This window comes from Enterobacter sp. CCUG 70166 (assembly GCF_020224095.1).
GTDB lineage: Bacteria > Pseudomonadota > Gammaproteobacteria > Enterobacterales > Enterobacteriaceae > Enterobacter > Enterobacter intestinihominis.
Genome location: NZ_NRIQ01000003.1, coordinates 82,145 through 102,148, shown reverse-complemented (window position 1 = coordinate 102,148; position 20,004 = coordinate 82,145). Strand labels below are relative to the sequence as shown.

Annotated in this window: 19 protein-coding genes; 5 read left to right on the top strand and 14 right to left on the bottom strand. The window is 54.6% G+C overall.

Features of this window, described 5'->3' with window-relative positions:
- The 5 genes from adrA to CKK19_RS01825 all read right to left on the bottom strand — a co-directional run bounded on the left by adrA (position 1) and on the right by CKK19_RS01825 (position 4,358).
- Positions 1–1,104, bottom strand: coding sequence for a diguanylate cyclase AdrA (gene adrA / locus CKK19_RS01845; protein WP_063854075.1), 1,104 nt, complete (start codon positions 1,102–1,104; stop codon positions 1–3).
- Between the two features lie 102 nt (positions 1,105–1,206).
- Positions 1,207–1,527 (bottom strand): phosphate starvation-inducible protein PsiF, encoded by a 321-nt coding sequence (psiF, locus tag CKK19_RS01840; RefSeq protein ID WP_023299425.1) that lies wholly within the window; start codon positions 1,525–1,527, stop codon positions 1,207–1,209.
- 294 nt (positions 1,528–1,821) lie between these two features.
- Positions 1,822–2,082 carry an anti-adapter protein IraP gene (iraP, locus tag CKK19_RS01835; RefSeq protein WP_003859148.1) on the bottom strand — a complete coding sequence of 87 codons (261 nt, stop codon included), beginning with the start codon at positions 2,080–2,082 and terminating at the stop codon, positions 1,822–1,824.
- Positions 2,083–2,281: 199 nt separating this feature from the next.
- Positions 2,282–3,505: a multidrug efflux MFS transporter gene (locus tag CKK19_RS01830; protein WP_063854076.1), complete on the bottom strand. Its 1,224-nt coding sequence runs from the start codon at positions 3,503–3,505 to the stop codon at positions 2,282–2,284.
- 169 nt (positions 3,506–3,674) lie between these two features.
- Positions 3,675–4,358: an extensin family protein gene (locus tag CKK19_RS01825; RefSeq protein WP_063854077.1), complete on the bottom strand. Its 684-nt coding sequence runs from the start codon at positions 4,356–4,358 to the stop codon at positions 3,675–3,677.
- A 104-nt stretch (positions 4,359–4,462) separates the two neighbouring features.
- Here CKK19_RS01825 and ddlA point away from each other — a divergent pair, with 104 nt between their 5' ends.
- Entirely contained in the window at positions 4,463–5,560 is a 1,098-nt protein-coding gene (gene ddlA / locus CKK19_RS01820; RefSeq protein WP_063854078.1) for a D-alanine--D-alanine ligase, read from the top strand.
- Positions 5,561–5,563: 3 nt separating this feature from the next.
- Here the strand turns inward: ddlA and CKK19_RS01815 are convergent, their stop codons facing one another.
- Complete coding sequence (locus CKK19_RS01815) at positions 5,564–5,782, bottom strand: DUF2754 domain-containing protein (protein ID WP_022647204.1); 219 nt, start codon at positions 5,780–5,782, stop codon at positions 5,564–5,566.
- A gap of 248 nt (positions 5,783–6,030) precedes the next feature.
- Between CKK19_RS01815 and CKK19_RS01810 the strand changes: the two genes are divergently transcribed.
- A complete protein-coding gene (locus tag CKK19_RS01810) occupies positions 6,031–6,333 on the top strand; it encodes a DUF2755 family protein (protein WP_003859159.1) in 303 nt (100 codons plus the stop codon).
- On the opposite strand, the gene CKK19_RS01805 is transcribed toward CKK19_RS01810, so the two are convergent.
- From CKK19_RS01805 to CKK19_RS01795, 3 genes are all read right to left on the bottom strand, one after another.
- Positions 6,334–7,431 carry a DUF1615 domain-containing protein gene (locus CKK19_RS01805; RefSeq protein WP_045308919.1) on the bottom strand — a complete coding sequence of 366 codons (1,098 nt, stop codon included), beginning with the start codon at positions 7,429–7,431 and terminating at the stop codon, positions 6,334–6,336. It lies immediately after the preceding gene.
- Positions 7,432–7,443: 12 nt separating this feature from the next.
- Entirely contained in the window at positions 7,444–8,664 is a 1,221-nt protein-coding gene (gene sbmA, locus CKK19_RS01800; RefSeq protein WP_022647202.1) for a peptide antibiotic transporter SbmA, read from the bottom strand.
- A 114-nt stretch (positions 8,665–8,778) separates the two neighbouring features.
- Entirely contained in the window at positions 8,779–9,312 is a 534-nt protein-coding gene (locus CKK19_RS01795; protein ID WP_023305557.1) for an isochorismatase family protein, read from the bottom strand.
- 204 nt (positions 9,313–9,516) lie between these two features.
- On the opposite strand from CKK19_RS01795, the gene ampH reads away from it, so the two are divergent.
- Positions 9,517–10,677, top strand: a complete 1,161-nt coding sequence (gene ampH / locus CKK19_RS01790) for a D-alanyl-D-alanine-carboxypeptidase/endopeptidase AmpH (RefSeq protein ID WP_022647200.1) — start codon at positions 9,517–9,519, stop codon at positions 10,675–10,677.
- Positions 10,678–10,679: 2 nt separating this feature from the next.
- Here the strand turns inward: ampH and CKK19_RS01785 are convergent, their stop codons facing one another.
- Together CKK19_RS01785 and CKK19_RS01780 are read right to left on the bottom strand one after the other, a co-directional pair.
- Complete coding sequence (locus CKK19_RS01785; RefSeq protein ID WP_063854079.1) at positions 10,680–11,306, bottom strand: helix-turn-helix domain-containing protein; 627 nt, start codon at positions 11,304–11,306, stop codon at positions 10,680–10,682.
- Between the two features lie 88 nt (positions 11,307–11,394).
- Positions 11,395–14,169 carry an autotransporter outer membrane beta-barrel domain-containing protein gene (locus tag CKK19_RS01780; protein WP_063854080.1) on the bottom strand — a complete coding sequence of 925 codons (2,775 nt, stop codon included), beginning with the start codon at positions 14,167–14,169 and terminating at the stop codon, positions 11,395–11,397.
- Positions 14,170–14,621: 452 nt separating this feature from the next.
- Between CKK19_RS01780 and hemB the strand changes: the two genes are divergently transcribed.
- Together hemB and CKK19_RS01770 are read left to right on the top strand one after the other, a co-directional pair.
- Positions 14,622–15,596 (top strand): porphobilinogen synthase, encoded by a 975-nt coding sequence (hemB, locus tag CKK19_RS01775; protein ID WP_003859169.1) that lies wholly within the window; start codon positions 14,622–14,624, stop codon positions 15,594–15,596.
- A 125-nt stretch (positions 15,597–15,721) separates the two neighbouring features.
- Positions 15,722–17,446: a lysophospholipid acyltransferase family protein gene (locus CKK19_RS01770; RefSeq protein WP_063854081.1), complete on the top strand. Its 1,725-nt coding sequence runs from the start codon at positions 15,722–15,724 to the stop codon at positions 17,444–17,446.
- Positions 17,447–17,559: 113 nt separating this feature from the next.
- Here CKK19_RS01770 and tauD read toward each other — a convergent pair whose 3' ends face one another.
- Genes tauD through tauB form a run of 3 tightly spaced genes read right to left on the bottom strand, consistent with a single transcriptional unit; the run spans position 17,560 to position 19,999 of the window.
- Positions 17,560–18,411: a taurine dioxygenase gene (gene tauD, locus CKK19_RS01765; protein ID WP_063163716.1), complete on the bottom strand. Its 852-nt coding sequence runs from the start codon at positions 18,409–18,411 to the stop codon at positions 17,560–17,562.
- Positions 18,408–19,235 carry a taurine ABC transporter permease TauC gene (gene tauC, locus CKK19_RS01760; protein WP_063854082.1) on the bottom strand — a complete coding sequence of 276 codons (828 nt, stop codon included), beginning with the start codon at positions 19,233–19,235 and terminating at the stop codon, positions 18,408–18,410. The genes tauD and tauC overlap by 4 nt, the downstream gene beginning before the upstream one ends.
- A complete protein-coding gene (gene tauB, locus CKK19_RS01755) occupies positions 19,232–19,999 on the bottom strand; it encodes a taurine ABC transporter ATP-binding subunit (protein ID WP_022647194.1) in 768 nt (255 codons plus the stop codon). Before tauB ends, tauC begins: the two co-directional genes overlap by 4 nt.
- Between the last annotated feature and the right edge of the window lie 5 nt (positions 20,000–20,004).

The following is a 20,004-nucleotide window of genomic DNA, read 5'->3' as shown; positions in this document are numbered from 1 at the left end:
TCAGGCGGCCACTTCGGTGCGACCCCGTCCGGCATTTTTGGCTTTATAGAGGGCCACGTCCGCGGCCTTTAGCCATTCACGATAGTGCGTGAACTGCGCCCCCCAGGGGGCAACCCCAACGCTGATACACAACCTTGCCATAGGTGCTCCGTGCAGCGGCATGTTGACCAGCCTTTCATGGACGCGCGCCATCGCCGCAATCGCGTTTTCGGCAGGCGTGCCGGACATGATCACCGCAAATTCATCTCCCCCGAAGCGGCCAATATAATCGCCTGCGCGCAGGGTCAGCTGAAGCTGGCGCGTGATGGCGACAATCGCTTCATCCCCCACGTCATGCCCCCAGGTGTCGTTGATCGTCTTGAAGTGATCGATATCGATGAGCAGTATCGTCGCCTGTCGATGGCTGCGACGGCAGGCCTCAAATTCGTTACGCAGCAACGTTTCCCAGTGACGGCGATTGAACACGCCGGTCATTCCGTCGCGGGTACTCATCAGCTCAAGCCGACGCTTATGCTCTGCCAGCCGGATCGCCGTGCGGTGGCTGAGCCAGGCAAACAGCATGGGGTAGACCACCAGCACGGGGAGCGTCAGCCACAACGCCAGCGGTTCAGAGGTCAATAGCACAGGAGTATCCGTGGATTGCACGGTGAGCAGGGCAGACAGAGCAAGCAGCGCAAGTCCTGTCAGAAATAAGCGGCATCCCCCCGATCCCATCATGTTCATGCCGATCATCACGATCAGCGCCGCCGTTGGCAGCGCATTGAACCCTATTAAGCCCATCCAGACGCCAGCAATGATGGCATCGATTTTCAGATTAACGATTTCACCGCTGTGGGGGCAGGTCGAACGAAAAGCCAGCTGCCAGGCCAGATGGGGCCAGACAAAGACCCAGCCCACCAATAGCAACCACCAGACGCCAGAAAGAAGCTGACTCACCAGAACGCTGGCAAGCGGAACAAACAGCGCCGCCAGACCAACGATGCGTGCCAGCCGTATTCGCCAGGCAAATCGCAGACCGGAACGGTATGAGTCATCCTGAGAAAGCTGCTGATACCACGCTTCCCGAATGTTCTCGTGATTGTCATAAAACTCATCATTCATCATTTTTGGGAATATTCTGAAACATTTTCCCAAATTATAGAGAGGGGGATAGCGGGGAAAGTATGAAATTTTGGGTGAGCCACAGCCGTGGCTCACCCGTTAGCACTACGCCTGTTTTTTCAGGCACGCGCTCATAAACTTGCTGCGATCGTCGCCTTTCAGCATCTGCTGTGTCGCCTGGGCATTGCACTCGCGCATTTTTTGCTGCTGCGGGGTCAGGCTTTTTTCACCCGGTTTGGTCGTACCATTTTTAAGGCAGCCGCTCATATACGTTTTACGGGCATCCCCTTTCAGACTTTGCGAGGTCGCCTGTTGGTTACAGGTCGTCATGCGCTGCTGCTGGGGCGTTAACGTTTTCTCTTCCGCATGTGCTGAGGCGATCAGACACAGGCCAGAGAGCAGGGTAACCAGTATTGTTGTTTTCATTGCACCATCCTTTATGTGAAGTTCCACGTTAAGTCTGGTTCGTTACGGGAAAAAAACCACCCTGCGGCCATGATTTTCACCGTGATTCAGGGTTATTTCAGTCCCGTCGCAGCGCGATTATTATTAACCGGTTTCGCAGGAACGGAGGAGGTAATTACGAGCGAGTTTAATGCGGTGAAAAGTGTGCTCTGCTTCATTTTAATTTCCCCATGGTAACGGGGTAAAAATAAAAACAGAGCGACGCCAGGCATCCTGCATGACAATTCTGTGACACGTCATTTCACCTCTGGCCGGTTAACTGCGAGGATGCCTTAAAAGCTTCTTTACGTATTGCTGAAGCAGCTCCGCGTCCTCTGCGGGCACCTGTGAATCAGGGCGAGCTTTTTCCAGCGCGCCTTCAACGTTGTCGATCAACGCCTCCTGCTCTGGTTTTGCCATCTGTCGCAGCAGCGCCGTTACAACGATTTCCAGCGCCTCGACCTGGGCAACCAGCTCTTTCGACTCTTCTTCCTTTTGGGCAAGCTTAACCAACAACTCAGCAATGAGATTTTTCATGGTGCTATGTCCTTATGTGATTTCCCCTGAAATTAACACCCTCACTGAATAATGAAAAGCATGGATTGGTTTTATCTTATGCAAAAGTGACATTGCTGCCAAAAAAGATATTTCGGAGCGCAAGCGAAACGTTTTTCTAAAAGACAGGAGCCGCATTTCGTTATATAAAAATGCGGCCATCATAAGAATTAATAATATATTATCGTGTTTGTCGGCCTGACTTTGCCTCAGCGATTCGCCGGCGACGGCGCAAGGCAAAGGCCAGTTGAATAATATTAAGAAGCACCACCACCGCCGTCGCGGCAAATACCCAGCGGAAACCCGCCATCGCCGAGACCGAGGCACCAATAAGCGGGCCCGCTACGTTGCCTAAATACATGAACGACTGGTTGTAGCCAAAAATGCGGCCGGTTACCTGGTCACTGGAATATTTCACCAGCAGCGTCTGTACAGCAGGCAGCATAGCACCATCCGCGAAGCCAAGCAGGAAGCGCAACACCCCGAGCTGAAGCGGTGTCGTGACGAACGACATGGCAAAGAAAAGGAGCACCGCAATGATGAGCGTTGCCATCAGAATGCGTGCCGTACCGATCCTGTCGCCCAGTTTCCCCAGACGCGGAGCGGACATCAGCGCCGACACGCCCGGCACGGCGGCAATCATCCCGCTCAGAAAAGCAATGTTGCTGCTGTCCGGTGCCATCGACTTGATAAACAGCGCCAGAATCGGTCCCACCGAGCCGTTACAGAGCTGGATCACCATCGTTGTCACAAAAAGGCTAATCATCAGGCCAGGATAAGGTAGCGAGGCGAAAACCGCCTTTCCGCTCAGGCGTTCTGATTTGCTGACGACAGGCCGACCGCCCTCTTTAATCAGAAAAAGGGTGACCAGAAAGCTGACCGTTAGCAGGATGGCGGTAATGATAAAGACCGCGCGCAGCCCAACATGGTCAGCCAGGAAGCCGCCGAGCAGGGGGCCGCCAATTACACCGCTAATCTGGGCCGTGGAAAGCGTGCTGAGTGCCCAGCCGCTCCGCTCGCGCGGTACCTGTGAGGCCACCAGCGCCATGGCATTCGGAATGTACCCGGAGGTCAGCCCCATTATCGCCCGCAGAATAAACAGCTGCCAGACGTTGGTGGCGAAGGCCTGGAGCAAAATGGCTATCGCCATCCCCAGCGAGGCGCGGAGCAGCATCAACTTGCGCCCCTTGCGATCCGCAAGGCTGCCCCACATCGGTGACACAATGGCGGACACCAGAAACGTCACGCTGAACGTCAGGCCGGACCACATAGAGAGCGCTTCATGGGAAGTGACCCCCAGCTGCGACACGTAAAGCGGCAGGAAGGGCAATATCTGGCTGATAGCCAGTCCGGTGAAGAAGCAGCCGAACCAGACTGAAATGAGGTTAACTTTCCAGGATTCCATAACAGAAATAGTCTTCATTTTTAGGCGAATTCGCCGACAGATTAGCAAGTTACGCGCAATGACATAGCGCCAGAGATGCGGCCTTGCAGACTTTGGTGTTTTATCTTCCCAGTCATCATATTTGTGAGATAAGTCACAATCTATCCAATTTTCGGCGGAAGATTATGCTTCATCGACATAAGCCATAGCCGCGCATTCCCAGATGGAAATGGTTGGCATGGGCGGCATTGTAGTCCGGCCCCAGACCGTTACCGTAATAGCCGCAACTTGCCGACAGCAGCGCCTGTAGCCAGGGCTGCGTCTTTTCCGCTTTCCAGCCGTTGAGGACGGTAACACGCTGTCCGTTTGCCAGCCTGAAAGCGCTGATATCCAGCGCATCCGCCGTGGCATGTTCGCTGCGCCGCGCATCCGGGCGGCTGTAGATATTGCGGCAGGCGAAGCTGCCCAGATGTTCAATACGCGTAAGCTCGCTGCCGGTCCAGGTTTGGGTGAGCGGCCGGGCCTGCTGGCTGACAAACAGCGCCGAGCTTAACGCCAGCGGGCAACTGGCAATAAAGCTGCCGTTCAGGCTGACCGGGCCAAAATCGCGCACGCGCACCACGTTACTCAGCGGACACTCCCCGTCGCTGTCAGCGACAGCCTGGGTACGGATAAGCTGGCGTTGATTCGCCTGCGCTAACAGGTTTTCGCACGCCTGCGGCGTTAAGTGCCGGAGTTTAAACTGGGTTATTTTTCCAGGCGGATCGTCAAGCGTAAGCGGCACGAAAGGGTTGTAATGCGGCGGCAACCAGCGGTAGCCCACCGTGGCGATCCCGGCAATAACAATAAGAATAAGCAGACCTTTTCCTTTCACGCGCCCCCCTTCAACATCCCTCAAAACATTATGGCAGAAGGCCGCGAAACCCGCCGGGCATCGTGGTATGTTATTGGCTTTTCGTCAGACTGGAAGAGAGTGAGATGGCAAAGCAGCGCGTAGGTATTGTCTTTGGGGGAAAATCATCAGAGCACGAGGTGTCATTGCAATCGGCTAAAAATATCGTTGATGCGATTGATAAAAGCCGTTTTGACGTGGTGCTGCTGGGCATTGATAAACAGGGCCAGTGGCATGTTAACGATGCCAGCCAGTATCTGTTACACGCTGACGATCCGGCGCACATCGCCCTTAATCCTTCTGATATCAGCGTCGCAACGGTTCCAGGCGTGGCACAGGGACAGCTTATTGATGCCGGGAACGCGCAGGCGCTGGCACAGATTGACGTGGTGTTCCCTATCGTTCACGGCACGCTGGGCGAAGACGGGTCCCTGCAAGGCATGTTGCGGATGGCGAACCTGCCGTTTGTCGGCTCCGATGTGCTGGGTTCTGCCGCCTGCATGGATAAAGACGTCACAAAACGTCTGCTGCGCGACGCCGGTCTGAATATTGCACCGTTCGTCACGCTCACTCGCGCCAACCGCGATAAACACAGCTTCGCGCAGATCCAGGCGCAACTCGGCCTGCCGCTGTTCGTGAAACCGGCGAATCAGGGCTCGTCCGTCGGCGTCAGCAAAGTCACCAGCGAAGCACAGTTTAACGATGCCGTTCGTCTGGCCTTTGAGTTTGACCACAAGGTGGTGGTTGAGCAGGGAATTAACGGGCGCGAAATTGAGTGCGCCGTACTGGGTAACGACTTCCCGCAGGCGAGTACCTGTGGTGAAGTGGTACTGAATAGCGACTTCTACTCCTACGACACCAAATATATTGACGACAAAGGTGCCCAGGTTGTGGTTCCCGCCGCGCTCGATCCTGACGTTAACGACAAGATCCGGGCGATCGCCGTTGAAGCCTATCAGGCGCTGGGATGCAGTGGGATGGCGCGCGTCGATGTGTTTCTGACGGCGGATAACGAGGTGGTGATTAACGAAATCAACACCCTGCCGGGCTTTACCAATATCAGCATGTACCCGAAATTGTGGCAGGCCAGCGGAATAAGCTATCCGGAACTGATCACCCGCCTGATTGAACTGGCGCTGGAGCGTCACGCCGCTGACAGCGCCCTGAAAAGCTCTGTTAACTGACGGTTAGTCGGCTTTCTCTGCCGTCGTCTCATCGGGACGACGGCGGATAATGAATCCCGCCAGCCAGAAACTGATTACCCATGTCACCAGCCCAACCGCATAGGTTTGCCAGCCCTTCGCTTCAAATCCCAGCAGCCCGACAACACCGTTGAGTATAAAGATCAGCCCGATCGCAAAGGCGTAGTAATGCCAGTCACGGCGTAGTTTGGAAGTGAGCTTCATGACAACTCCGGCAGAAAAAAAACTATCCTCTCACAGTTTGATAAAGCCGTCTGTGGCGGATACGTAAATTCTGAAAAGCAGCGTAGTTTCACTTATGTTATCAATTTGTGACGTGATGCAGAAATCGACAATCCAGGAGAAATCCTGAGCCGAATTTCCCACGATTCTGATATTGACAAATGCTATGACCTGTCACACTCACCCTGTACGACGCGTATTAAAACAGAGTGATATTTTCGGGAGGTCTTATGGCAGACTTTACATTGTCGAAACCGATTTTTGGCGGAAAACAACCAAAAACCTCCACGGCGGGGAATATTGCCTATGCCCTGTTTGTTCTGTTTTGTTTCTGGGCAGGAACCCAACTGCTGAATATGCTGGTGCATGCCCCTGGCGTGTATGAGCATCTGATGCAGGTGCAGGATACCGGCCGCCCGCGCGTTGAAATCGGTTTAGGCGTGAGCACCGTATTCGGGCTCATTCCCTTCCTCGCGGGCAGCATGGTTCTGGGCGTGATTGCGCTCGTGCTGCGCTGGCGCAACCGCCACTGATTACAGTCCCATACAGCGAGCCCGACGATCGTCCACGCGTTTTGCGAACCATGCGGTCGTCAGGTTACGCGTGATCTTCGGGCTTTCAAGCTGAATGCCTGGCAGAATGGCTCTGGGTAGTGCCTTTCCACTTTTCTTCTCTGCAAGCGCGAAAACCTGCTTATACAGATCCGTTTTCTCAAACGCCAGGCTGTCACCCTTCTCCAGCTGTCGGCGAATGTCACTGTTGCTCATCTCCAGTTTCGTCGAAAGTTTTCGCACTGCCCGTTCGGTGGACCCTGCCTCGCTGCTGCCGTATGCAATGAGATCGCCATCCAAAGCGAGCTTCACACCGCTGGCGCGGCTTACCGCATTCTGGAAGGCTGCATTTCGGCTGGCATACCAGCCCGCGTTAAAGTCGGCAAAACGATACAGCGGTTTATCGTAGTTGGCCGGATAATTCAGCAGGTGATACGTCCCAAACCACAGCCCACCGCGCAGGGAGAAGACTTCCTGACGCACCGTACCGTCGATATCCCACGGATAGCCGTCGGTATGCTTTTCCGCAAATGCGATGCTTACCTGCATCGGACCGCCGGTATGTACCGGATTCAGCGAGCCAAACAGCTTCTGCCCCATCGGAACCATATTGATGAAATCATCGAAAATGGCGCTGAGCTGCCTCTCGGTTTTCACCGTATCCAGCCGTTCGCTGTAGCTTTTCCCGTTTGGCGAGGTGATTTTAAGGGCGGTATGTACCAGGAAAACCGGGATATGCATCGATTCGGCCCGGCGGTCGATCTCCTTCCAGGCGATTTTGTTCAGGCCAGGCACAACAGGATCTGACTGATACATCGATTCCTGCTGCGCCACCGCCAGTACAGAGCAGATGTTCTCCTCGGTAGGCGCGATCTTCTGACTTTTGAAGGTCGTTGCCAGCGCATCAGCCCACTCACTGCGATCCTTCACGCTGGCGGGCATTTTTTGCCGCACCACGCTCGCCACATCAACGGGCTTCTCCCCTTCTTTGAGCGGGGTAGCCCCTTTCTCGGCACAGCCCGCCAGCACGACGGCGGCGAGTAACGTCAGTGGTAATGCACGTGGTACGGCAAATGGCATAGCAATTCCTTTTTAACCTAATGTATGGGTGACTTCCTGCAAATCCTTATCGTCCAGCTCACGCTCGAAACTGCGTAAACGTTTGTAGATGGACATCAGCTCCACCAGCGTAGTCCAGGAGCTAATCAGGTACTGGAACGAACCGCGAACCTGACCAAAAACGTTGGTGATCTGGGTCATCAGACCGAGCGTAATCGTACCCGCAACGATGGACGGGAACAGCAGGAACAACCCGAAAACGTTATCAACCTGAAGATAAAGGATGCGCGCGATATTGAAATACATGTAATGGAAATAGAGGCGGAAGTAATTACGACGTACGGCGCCAAACAGCTCACGCACGGTAGGCGGTGACGCACGGTTGGGATCGTCTTCACCATACACCAGCTCTTTACGGTAGGCCGCTTCCACGCGCTGGTTTTTAAATTCCAGCCCCGGCAGCTTGATCCCCACCACTGCCAGCAGTCCCGTTCCCATCAGCGACCAGACAATCGCGGCAATGACCAGGCCGTACGGCAGATGGCCGACAATCGGCAGTTCCGGAACGTGGGATGAGAGCGTCACCAGCACCGGCAGGAAGGCGATCAGCGTCATGATGGCATTAATAAAGCTCACGCCCATATCTTCGAGTGTAGAGGCAAAACGCATGGTGTCTTCCTGCACACGCTGTGCGGCACCTTCGATATGACGCAGGTGCTGCCAGTGCGCCATATAGTGTTCGTTCATCGCGGTACGCCAGCGGAACACATAGTGACTGACGAAAAAGTTATTCATCACGCCGATCACCACGGCGATGAGGGCGATGCCGAGGAAGATCCCCACCTCATGGTAGAACTGGTTAATGGTCACTTTATGCGGCGAACTCAGCGCCGTCTGGATCAGATCGTAAAACGGCGCATACCAGGCGTTGACCGCCACGCCCACTTCCACCAGGAACCAGGTGACAAAGATGATTAACGACGTGCCGAGAATCGACCAGTATTGCCAGCGGTGAGGCGAATAGATAAACCAGAACATGGCAAAAAGCCCCACGCAGAGCATGTAATAAGCGTAGAAAAGCAGATAGCTCATGGACCAGAAGCGCGCAGCGCTAATGGGAATGTCGCCCGTTGCCCCCGTAAGACGGGTCAGCCACGCGCCGCCACCGGCCTGCCAGAAAATGACAGCCAGCAGTGCCCAAATAAATGCCGACAGGAAAAAGGGCCCCGGCTTTGGGAAAAAAGACTTAAACATTGTGCTTCCTTCTTGTTGTTATGGCTGTTGCTGTGTTTAACATATCGCCACACGAAACCTTGCCTGGGCCAGCCTCCCGGCTCAGGCAAAAAAGTCAGACCTGCGGGTGAATTATTAGTTCGCTTTCCAGTTTTCAAGAATTGTTTCGGTGCGTTTCACCGAAGGCGGGTTGGCAGGGGCGATGAAGTTACGCCAGACATCGTTATAGTGCGCGATCAGAACCTGGGCATCGGCCGCTGGACGATTGGCCGTGGTGTGGGCATCCTCCGCAACCGTGATGTGGTAGCCCCGGCTGACACCGTTTTTAAAGGTGGCATCGACACAATAATCCGTCGCGCAGCCGCAGATAATAAATTCATCGATCTCCTGTTCGCGCAACAGTGCCTCGAGCGAAGTGTTATAGAAGGCATCGCAAGCGGTCTTCGTGACGTAAAACGCCCCTGCCGGCTGGTTGAGATCGGGCAGCAATGCAAACCCTTCGCTCCCCTCCTCTAGCCCGCCAGCTTCAGTATGCTGTATGAAAATAACGGCCTCAGCAGCCTGGGTAAGCTGATTGATCAGTGAGACACATTTCTCACTCTGATGGCGCGGCGTCTTAAACACCCCATTCTGCATATCAACCACCAAAACCACACGCTTTTCAGACATACCGTTCTCCGCAATAATGAATGTAACTGGTGACTATCATAAGCCCGATGTCACAAAATGGGAGTCTGGCCGTAAGTAAATTGTGCAAATTTACCCACGGTTACGTTTTTCTCGCTATCGTTATGCAAATCGGACGATTGCCCGACGCCGATTAGTAGTATAACTACCCGTAACTCTCCTTATTCACTGGATGGATGCTTTTCGTTGAAACGTTGTCTGCTCTCTTTCGCCGCGCTGTGTGCGGTGAGCCTGTCCACCGCCCAGGCAGCACAGCCTCTGACGGCACCGGTTCTGGCCTCTGACATTGCCGATCGCTATGCGAACCTTATTTATTACGGCAGTGGTGCGACGGGAATGGCGCTGGTCGTGATCGACGGTAACCAGCGGGTGTTTCGCAGCTTCGGTGAAACACGACCGGGAAATAACGTTCGCCCGCAGCTGGATTCCGTTATCCGTGTCGCGTCGATAACCAAGCTGATGACCAGCGAAATGCTGGTGAAATTGCTCGATCAAGGCGTGGTAAAACTCGACGATCCGCTCAGCAAATATGCGCCACCCGGCGCTCGCGTTCCGACATATCAGGGAACGCCGATCAGGCTGGTGAACCTGGCGACCCATACCAGCGCCCTGCCGCGAGAACAGCCCGGTGGCGCTGCGCATCGCCCTGTCTTTGTATGGCCAACTCGCGAACAACGCTGGAACTACCTGAGCACCGCAACGCTGAAATCGGCTCCGGGTTCTCAGGCTGGCTATTCTAACCTGGCGTTTGATCTGCTGGCCGACGCGTTAGCAACGGCATCAGGTAAGCCTTACCCTCAGCTGTTTGAAGAGCAAATCACGCGTCCGCTCGGGATGAAAGATACTACTTACACCCCCTCCCCGGACCAGTGCAAGCGTCTGATGGTGGCGGAAAAAGGGGCCAGCCCGTGTAATAACACGCTGGCAGCCATTGGCAGCGGTGGGGTTTACTCTACGCCTGGCGACATGATGCGCTGGATGCAACAGTTCCTCTCATCGGATTTTTACGCGCGCAGTAATCAGGCCGACCGAATGCAGACGCTCATCTACCAGCGTGCTCAGTTACGTCGCGTCATTGGTATGGATGTTCCCGGTAAAGCCGATGCCCTCGGCATGGGCTGGGTATATATGGCGCCAAAAGATGGTCGCCCGGGTATTATTCAAAAAACTGGTGGGGGTGGCGGATTCATCACCTACATGGCGATGATTCCGCAATCAAACGTGGGCGCTTTTGTGGTGGTCACCCGGTCACCGAACACCCGCTTCGTGAATATGAGTGATGGCGTAAATAACCTTGTAGCCGAGCTGAGCGCCAATAAAGCGCAGGTACTTACGGCCGCTAACTGAGCTTAATAGTCCGTGGGCAAACGGTTGATACTGATCAGTTTGCCCCGGCTCATATTGATGTAGTTCCCCTGACGCAGCGCCGCCAGAACCTCCGCAACCACCGAACGTGATATACGCGTGCTACGCTGAATATGATTCATCACACCAATTTTTGAGCGTAGCGCGTCATCCCACTCGGCCATATTGATTAGCATCGCCCGAATTTGGCTATACGAATTATTTCCGACCAGCTGGATATCACGTTTTCCCAGTAAATGATTTAGCCATGAAAGCCAGCAGAATGCTTCTTGCCAGAGTTGTGCTTCTTGAATAATTTCGCATGCAGTAGAGGCTGGCAAATAAAATCCGGTACAAGGTGTTTGTGCCATCAGGGAATATTCAAGATAGCTGTCATTAATCCATGCACTTAATCCATGAATATAGGGTGCCCGTGCAATACCCACGAGTAATTCATCTGATTTACGGTGAACGACTGTCAGGCCGGATTGTATTACAAATGTCAATGGTTCATCATCATTATTGCCGGTAGTTATAAATTGTTGTGGTTCCGTTTTAAATGGGGTACCGGCGACTTCCAGACACTTTATGAGCCGGCTTAATTCAGAAAGTGGTTTCGCATTAACGTTCATGCATACCTCAAGTCATCTGTATATGTCGGTTCTTTATTATTTTTAAAGCACATAAAAAAGCGGGGGCAAAATCCCCCGCGTTTTTTTCTTACCAGGTATATTTCACACCCAGGTTTGCTCCCCAATTCTGGTCAACGTCGCCGCCGCCCAGATAAGTCGCATCAGTGTAAGCACTGAAGTTTTTCGTGAAGCTGAACTGAGTGCCCAGTCCCACGCGAACCGCAGAGCCTTCCACGCCGTTGTCAATGCTGTCATTGTTGATATCAGCATTGTTGTCGGCATCGTCATACACGTAAGCCAGCTGGAAGTAAGGGGTTAATGCCTGCTCGCCACCGTAGTTGAAGGTATAACCTGCATCCACGCCGAGCTCATAACGCATACTGTCGTAAGACTGGCCATCGATACGCATGTCGTTGCTTAACTGATAGTCATCACCGGACTGGAACAGGCCAGAGATCGCCGCGTAAGGCGTGACGTAGCCAGACAGGTTTGGTTTCCAGTCATAGCCCAGTTTCATCCCGAAACCAACGGCGTCAGTCGTGGTATTACCGTCAACATACTGACCGTTGCTCATGGTAGCAGAGAGGTCGTTGTTGAAGCGGGTGTAGCTCATGGAGCTGTCGAGGAAGATGTCGTTCATGAACTTCGCCGACGCGTAGATCATCGCAGTCTGGCTGTCCTGATCGACCTGACCAGTACGATCGCTGATATCACCCTTCGCGAAACCAGCCGCACCACCGACAATCCACTTCGCGTTATTACCGTCGATCTGAGTATCCAGACCCACCATAATGCCGCTTACGTCCTGATCGTAGCTAACGGTGCCATTATCCGCGTCAAAGTTGCCGCCAAAATAGCTCACCCATGCGCCGCCGTTATCTGCCAGGCCATGACGGCTGTTGGTCAGACGGGTACCCACGGTATCCTGTTGCAGATTCCAGATGTTGGTATTAGCAGAAGGAATGCTCAGCGCCATGTTGGCGTAGTCAGTCAGCTCTTCCTGCTGGAGAACAACGGTGTCACCCTTCTGCTGCGCCTGATAGGTGTATGCACCTAAATCAGCTTTGTTTGCCGCAGTAAAGCTGGCAGCGGTATCCGCGTTATTGTCATAGACGCGAATGATCTCTTTGTTTTTGTAGTCAGCTACGGAGCCTGCACCGGTCGCATCGTCGATGCGCACTTTATAGTTACCGGCAACGTCACCGTTCACCGCCAGATGGCCGTCAGAGTTCAGCGCGACAACACCATAGTCGTAGTCCGCTTTATGGCTATCGTTGGTGATATAGCGTGCGTTGTTCAGGTCGCTGTTCAGCACATAATCGCGGCTGGCAACGTTGAGCACACCGCCATCGGTCAGCACCATATTGTGCGTATCAACCTGACCCAGACCCAGCGCCAGCTCTGCACCGTTGTCTACAGTAATGGTGTTGGCATACAGTTCTGCCGTCTCTTCAGTCAGTGCCGCACGGCTGTAGCTATCCAGATACAGACTGTCGGTTGCCACGGCACCGCTGTCGCCAATATTCAAGGTCGAAGCATTGGTCAGGGTGATGGAATCTGCCAGCAGGCCGGAGTTTTCAACATTGACCTGAGACTGGTTGTTCACCGTCAGTGCATCGATGTTGGAGATCTTGCGGGTATCCCACTCGGAACCGTTATCCAGCGCCACGTTGAACAGGCCGCTCTGATACACCTCTTCACCGGCAACGTGACCGTTGCTGTCAAAGGTAGAATCAGGCCAGATGCTATTCGGGGACAATGCGTGCCAGTCTACGTTGCTGTAGCCCTGGCCATACATCTGCGCAGTGCCGATAGCTTCAACGCTGGACTGCGCTGCACCCACCCACTTACTGCCGTTGGTCAGCGTGACATCCAGTTTATCGGTACCATCCCAGCCGTTGGTGGTTGGGTTATAGACGCCATCTTCTGTGGTATCCGTTGCCGGATCGCCATTCTCGTAGAAGTTGTTATCAAAGGTGCTGGAGAAAAGAATGTCACCCGTAACGGTAGAGTGATCGAAGGTAGCGGTGGTCTGCATGGCGTTATCAGACGCACTGGCAGCAACGATCAGCGCCGCATCATCCGCAGCCGTGGCGTTGGTTTCACCGTAGTCGCTTGGCTTCGCCGTTTGACCGTAGAAGCCGCTGGTACCCAGATCGCTGTAAGCGCCAGAGGTCAGCACAGAGTCTTTCACCACCAGCGTATCGGTAAAGATATTGCTGCTGTTAGCAACGCCTTCAACACCGTCGTATGGCGTGTTATCAAGCTCCTGATAACCCTGCGTCAGCGTGATGCCCGCGATGTGGGAATTGTTCTGAATAACGATATCAGACTCAACATCCAGGGTGATGGCGTTACCCAGACCATAGGTGTCCAGATAATGCGTTTCAGTGGTATCGCCATTAACGACATCATACGCATAATGCTCGTAGGTATCGTTGATGGTGGAGTTATCAACAGTCAGGCTAAAACGATCGTACTGGGTATGCGTAGTGCCGTCAGTATCCACGCCTTCTGCACACGTCGTGGTCATACACTCTGACGTGATCATGCCGTTAATGGTGCTGTTAGAAATACTCAACGCGTTCGCACGGCCATTGACACCATCATCCAGATAGTATGTCGAAATAACTCCGTTTACGGTTGATTTATTGATGACTGGATAAATGTCACCATCATGTGTGGCATCTGAATAATCCCAGTCAGCATAACCATAATACCAGGGCGTGGACGCAGTATTGTCATATCCAAAAGTATTATATGTCGTGCCGGATATATCTTTCGCATTGGCCTGAGAAGCGATAGCCACTGTGCAGGCTAATGCAAGTTGTGATACAACCAGTTTCTTTTTCCATGTTTGCATTGGGTCATCCCTCCTCAGGGACGTAAGCAAGTTTGTCCATCAAATCATTTGGCAACGTTTAATTGCGGAAGGAATTATGCAGTTTCACTTCGAAAAGGTTCAATGAATGATTCCATTAAGTCCGTATTCAGACAAATAAGCTTATAAACCCAGGACAATATCAATCATTATGAATAAATATTATAAATTCAACTGATTGCAAACTTCTTTAGTTGCTTCGATACATATAATAAAAAGCAATAAATCATTTATATTTATAATCCCAAACCAATATAGAAGCCTCACCAATATCACATACCACTCTGGACACCATAATAAGATTTATAATATATACAAAAAACATGTAGCGTATATTAATCGATTTCGAAAATCTAAAAGACAACTTTAGTAAAACACCACTCTCCGCTTTCAGGTACACTAAGCCTCTTTGTTCCACAAACATCAGGCATACCATGACCGATTTAATTGCTCGTCCCCGTCGCCTGCGCAAGTCACCCGCACTGCGCGCCATGTTTGAAGAGACAACACTGACCTTAAACGATCTGGTGTTGCCGATTTTTGTTGAAGAAGAGATCGATGACTACAAAGCCATCGACGCGATGCCGGGCGTGATGCGCATTCCTGAAAAGCATCTGGCCCGCGAGATCGAACGCATTGCGAATGCGGGCATCCGCTCGGTGATGACGTTCGGTATCTCCCACCACACTGACGCAACCGGCAGTGATGCATGGAAAGAAGACGGCCTCGTGGCACGCATGTCGCGCATCTGCAAAGAGAGTGTGCCGGAGATGATCGTCATGTCCGATACCTGCTTCTGCGAATACACCTCTCATGGCCACTGCGGTGTGCTGTGCGATCACGGAGTGGACAACGATGCAACCCTGCTGAATCTGGGCAAGCAGGCGGTGGTTGCCGCCGCCGCGGGTGCGGATTTCATTGCACCTTCTGCGGCAATGGATGGTCAGGTTCAGGCTATTCGTCATGCGCTGGATGCGGCAGGCTTTACCGACACCGCCATCATGTCCTACTCCACCAAATTCGCCTCCTCCTTCTACGGCCCGTTCCGTGAAGCGGCGGGCACGGCGCTGAAGGGCGATCGTAAAACCTATCAGATGAACCCGCTGAACCGCCGCGAAGCGATTCGTGAATCTCTGCTCGATGAAGCACAGGGCGCAGACTGTCTGATGGTGAAACCGGCCGGCGCGTATCTGGATATCCTGCGCGACATTCGCGAACGCACCGAACTGCCTCTGGGCGCATACCAGGTGAGCGGCGAGTACGCGATGATCAAATTCGCCGCGCAGGCGGGTGCCATCGACGAAGAGAAAGTGATCCTCGAAAGCCTGGGGGCGATCAAACGCGCGGGCGCGGATCTGATCTTCAGCTACTTCGCGCTGGATCTGGCTGAGAAGAAAATTCTGCGTTAATCCGCTTTAGCGCCGGGTGGCTTCGCCATACCCGGCCTACTCTCTGCGCGAATCTTCACCAAACTGCAATACAACCGACATCTCCTCCTTCTACTGTCTGGGCAAGACGGCAGGAGGAGTGATCAATGTTTAGTCTCGACAGCGTTCTTGATGACCTTTGGCCTCAGGCGAGGCCCGCACCCTGGCAAAAAAGTCTGTTAAAAAGACTGCTCCACGAAGACGAATTTCAGCAGTTTGCCGCCAGCCACCGTCACCTGAAAGGGCTGGATATGGTAGAGCAGGTTCTGGAACACCTTGAAATTCTCTGCACCATTTCCGCCCGAGACCTCGAACAAATCCCCGAACACGGCCCACTCATTGTGATAGCGAACCACCCGACGGGCACCCTGGATGGGCTGGCGCTACTGTATGCCGTTTCGCGCGTGCGCCGGGACGTCAAGGTTGTCACCAACCGGATGCTGTCTCACCTTGAGCCCCTCAGCTCGTTGTTTATCCCCGTGGACAATATGGGCGGCAGAACCGCAAAAGCATCTCTGGTGCAGATGGAGCAGCACCTGCAAAACGCCGGCGTGCTGATCTTCTTCCCGGCGGGCGAAGTCTCCCGCCCAACGCGTAAAGGCATCCGCGATAAAAAGTGGCATCCGGGCTTTATCAAGCTGGCCAGCAAACTACGGGTACCGCTGCTACCGGTACATATTCAGGCCCACAACAGCCTGCTGTTTTATGCCAGCACCCTGGTATCGCCGACGGTATCCCTGCTGCTGCTGATGCAACAGATGTTTCGCCGCCGTCACAGCCAGCTGCCGATCAAAATCGGCCAGCAGATTGCCTGGAATGATCGGTTTAGCTCTACCCTTTCATCGCGTGAGATGGCCGAGCAGTGCCGTCAGCACGTGATACGACTTGGCAAGGGATTGCCTGGCGTCTTTAAAACCCAGTGCGCCATTGCCCGCCCGGAAGACAGGGCCACGCTGAAGCGGGAGCTGGCGCAGGCCGAATGTCTGGGCAAAACCAGCGATGGTAAAACCATCTATTTGTGGCAGCGCAACGGGCAGGAAGAGGCGCCTCTGCTGCGCGAGCTGGGGCGACTGCGCGAGATTGCCTTTCGCGCCGTGGAGGAAGGCAGCGGAAAGCGCCGGGATACCGACAGCTACGATGATGACTATCTGCATCTTATTCTGTGGGATGATGATGACCTCGAGATTGTCGGCGCGTACCGCTTTATGCCAACGGCCATGCAGGTGGAAAAGTGCGGCGTCGAGGGATTGTACAGTTACAGCCTGTTCCACTACGACGAAAAAATGCAGGACATACTGGAGCACGGCATTGAGCTGGGGCGCAGCTTTATACAGCCGCGCTACTGGGGACGTCGCGGTCTGGACTACCTGTGGTCAGGCATTGGCGCCTATCTGGCGCGCTATCCACATTACCGTTACCTGTTTGGTCCGGTGTCCATCTCCGGCGGCTTACCGCCTGCCGCCCGGGATCTGCTGGTCGCGTTTTATCGTCTCTGGTTTCCGGCCAGCCACGCGTTAGCCGCCTCGCGTCAACCCTACCCGGCGTCACTCCCGGACGTGCTGGCGCAATTTAGCGGGGTGGATTACGTGGATGACCTGACAAAGCTCAAATCCCTGCTCGGCAATCTGGGCTGCGGTATTCCGCCGCTTTATAAACAATATTCCGAGCTATGCGAGCCAGGCGGCGTGCAGTTTATCGATTTCGGCAGCGATCCGGCGTTCAATAACTGTATCGACGGGCTGGTGCTGGTGGATCTGTGTTATCTGAAGGCGAACCGCTATCAGCGGTATATAGAGGCGCACTTAATACCCTCACCCCTGCCCTCTCCCTAAAAGGGAGAGGGTGAAAACCGCACCGGTCAGCCCCCTCGCCCCTTTGGGGAGAGGGTGAAAACCGCACCGGTCAGCCCCCTCGCCCCTTTGGGGAGAGGGTTAGGGTGAGGGGCTCAAACCGCACGGTAGAACGGCTTATCCCCCAAAATCGTCGCCCGCTGCATAATCCTTCGCTGCGGCAGGTAATCCGCATTGGCGTAATGCTGCGTGACGCGGTTATCCCAAATCGCCAGATCGTTCTCCTGCCAGCGCCAGCGCACCTGAAACTCCGGCTTCGTGATATGCGCAAACAGGAAACTGAGCAGCGCCTCGCTCTCTTTTTCCGTTACGTCCACAATGCGCGAGGTAAACCCTTCGTTCACAAACAGCGCCTGCTTGCCGGTCACCGGATGGGTACGCACCACCGGGTGCAACAGCGGCGGATGCTTTGCAACCGCATCCAGCCAGCGCTGGTGCTCCTCTTCCGTTTTACGGTACTTATACTCCTGGAACGATTTTTTAAAATCATGCTCCGCCCGCAGGCCACTTAGCAAGGTCTGGAACGGCGCGGAGAGCGCCTCAAACGCCGCAATGCCGCTCGCCCACAGCGTATCGCCGCCGGTCTCTGGCAGTAGTTTTGCTGCCAGAATCGCCCCGGCTGGCGGTGTGTCGATAAAGGTAACATCCGTATGCCAGTTGTCATTATCGGGCGGGTTATCGTTATGAGTGTCCAGCACGATAATTTCCTCCACCCCTTCCGCATGCGGGTAGACCGGGTGGATATGCAGGTCGCCAAAACGCAGGGCCAGCGCGCGCTGCTGTTGCGGGGTGATGGCCTGATCGCGCAGGAACACCACCTGATGGCGCAGCACCGCGTGGTACAGCTGCTCAAACTGGTTATCGCTCAGCGGACGGGTTACGTCCAGGCCCGACACCTGCGCGCCAATGTACGGCCCCAGCGGGACAATCGTCAGACGTTCACTCATTGTATTTCTCCATGCCAGGGCGTCAGGCGACGCTGTAGCGTGCGCAGTCCCAGTTCTAATCCAAAGGCGATCGCGGCGATGACCGCGATCCCTGCCAGTACCACGTCAGTCGCCAGGAACTCTCCCGCCGACTGCACCATAAACCCAAGGCCGCGCGTGGCGGCAATCAGCTCTGCCGCCACCAGCGTTGACCAGCCCACCCCAAGGCCGATGCGCAACCCGGTCAATATCTCCGGCAGCGCACCTGGTAAAATGACGAACAGCAGTACCTGCGCGCGGCTGGCGCCGAGCGACTGCGCCGCACGTATGCGTACCTGCTGCGCACTCTTTACGCCAGCCAGGGCCGACATTGCTACCGGCGCAAAAATAGCCAGATATATCAGTAAGATCTTTGACGTCTCGCCGATGCCAAACCAGATCACCATCAGGGGCAGATAAGCCAGCGGCGGTACGGGACGGTAAAGCTCTATCAGCGGGTCGAGAATGCCGCGCACCGTCGGGCTCAGTCCCATCGCAATCCCCACCGGAACGCCAATAATGACCGCCGCCAGCAGCGCCACCAGAATACGCGTCAGACTGGCGCCTAAATGCTGCCAGAGGGTGGCATCCATAAAGCCCTGCGGTCCGGCGATGGCGATCAGTTTTTCCAGAACCTGGCCTGGCGGGGGCAGAAACAGCGGGCTGATCCACTGCTGCGCGGCAACCGCCCACCATACCGCCAGCAGCACCACCAGCGTGCTGAGGCTTAAGGTGAGCTGGCGAGAGAACGGCCAGCGTAAGGCACGGCGCGTCCGCCGCGTTTTTTCACTGAAGACAATGCTCATGAGAACGCCTCCCGCTGTTCAAACACACGGCTCAGGATGTATTCCCGTTTTTCGATAAATAGCGGGTCTGATTTAATGCTGCGTACTGGCTCTCCCGCCACATAGCGCCGGGCAAACTCAAGCGGCAGACGCTCCAGCACGCGTCCCGGTCCCGGTGAGAGCAGCACCAGCTCCGTCGCCATAAACACGGCCTCTTCGATATCGTGGGTGATTAACAGCACCTGCTTGCCGGTTTCGTGCCACAGGCGCAGCAGCAGGGTTTGCATCTGCTCACGGGTAAAGGCATCCAGCGCCCCGAAAGGTTCGTCCAGCAACAGCAGCTGAGGGTTAGCCGCCAGCGCACGGGCAATCCCGACGCGCTGACGCTGCCCGCCTGAAAGCTGCCAGATAAAGCGTTTTTCAGCCCCCTCCAGCCCGACCTTTTTCAACATGTCGCGCGCCGTATTCAGACGCTGTTCACGCGCTACGCCGGCCAGTTGCAGACCAAACGCAACGTTTTCCTGCACGTTTCGCCACGGAAGTAGCCCTTCGTTCTGGAAGACCACGCCGCGCTCTGCGCCCGGCCCCGTTACCCGTTTTCCTTCGAGTTGGATCGTGCCGTGCTGATACGGTACAAACCCGGCGATCAGGTTCAGCAGCGTCGTTTTCCCGCAGCCGGACGGCCCCAGTACGACCAGCAGTTCACCGCTGTCCAGCGTCAGGTTGATCTCTTTCAGGGCGGGTTTGCCGCCGTAATCGGCAGACAGGTTTGTAATGTTCAGCATCGCAG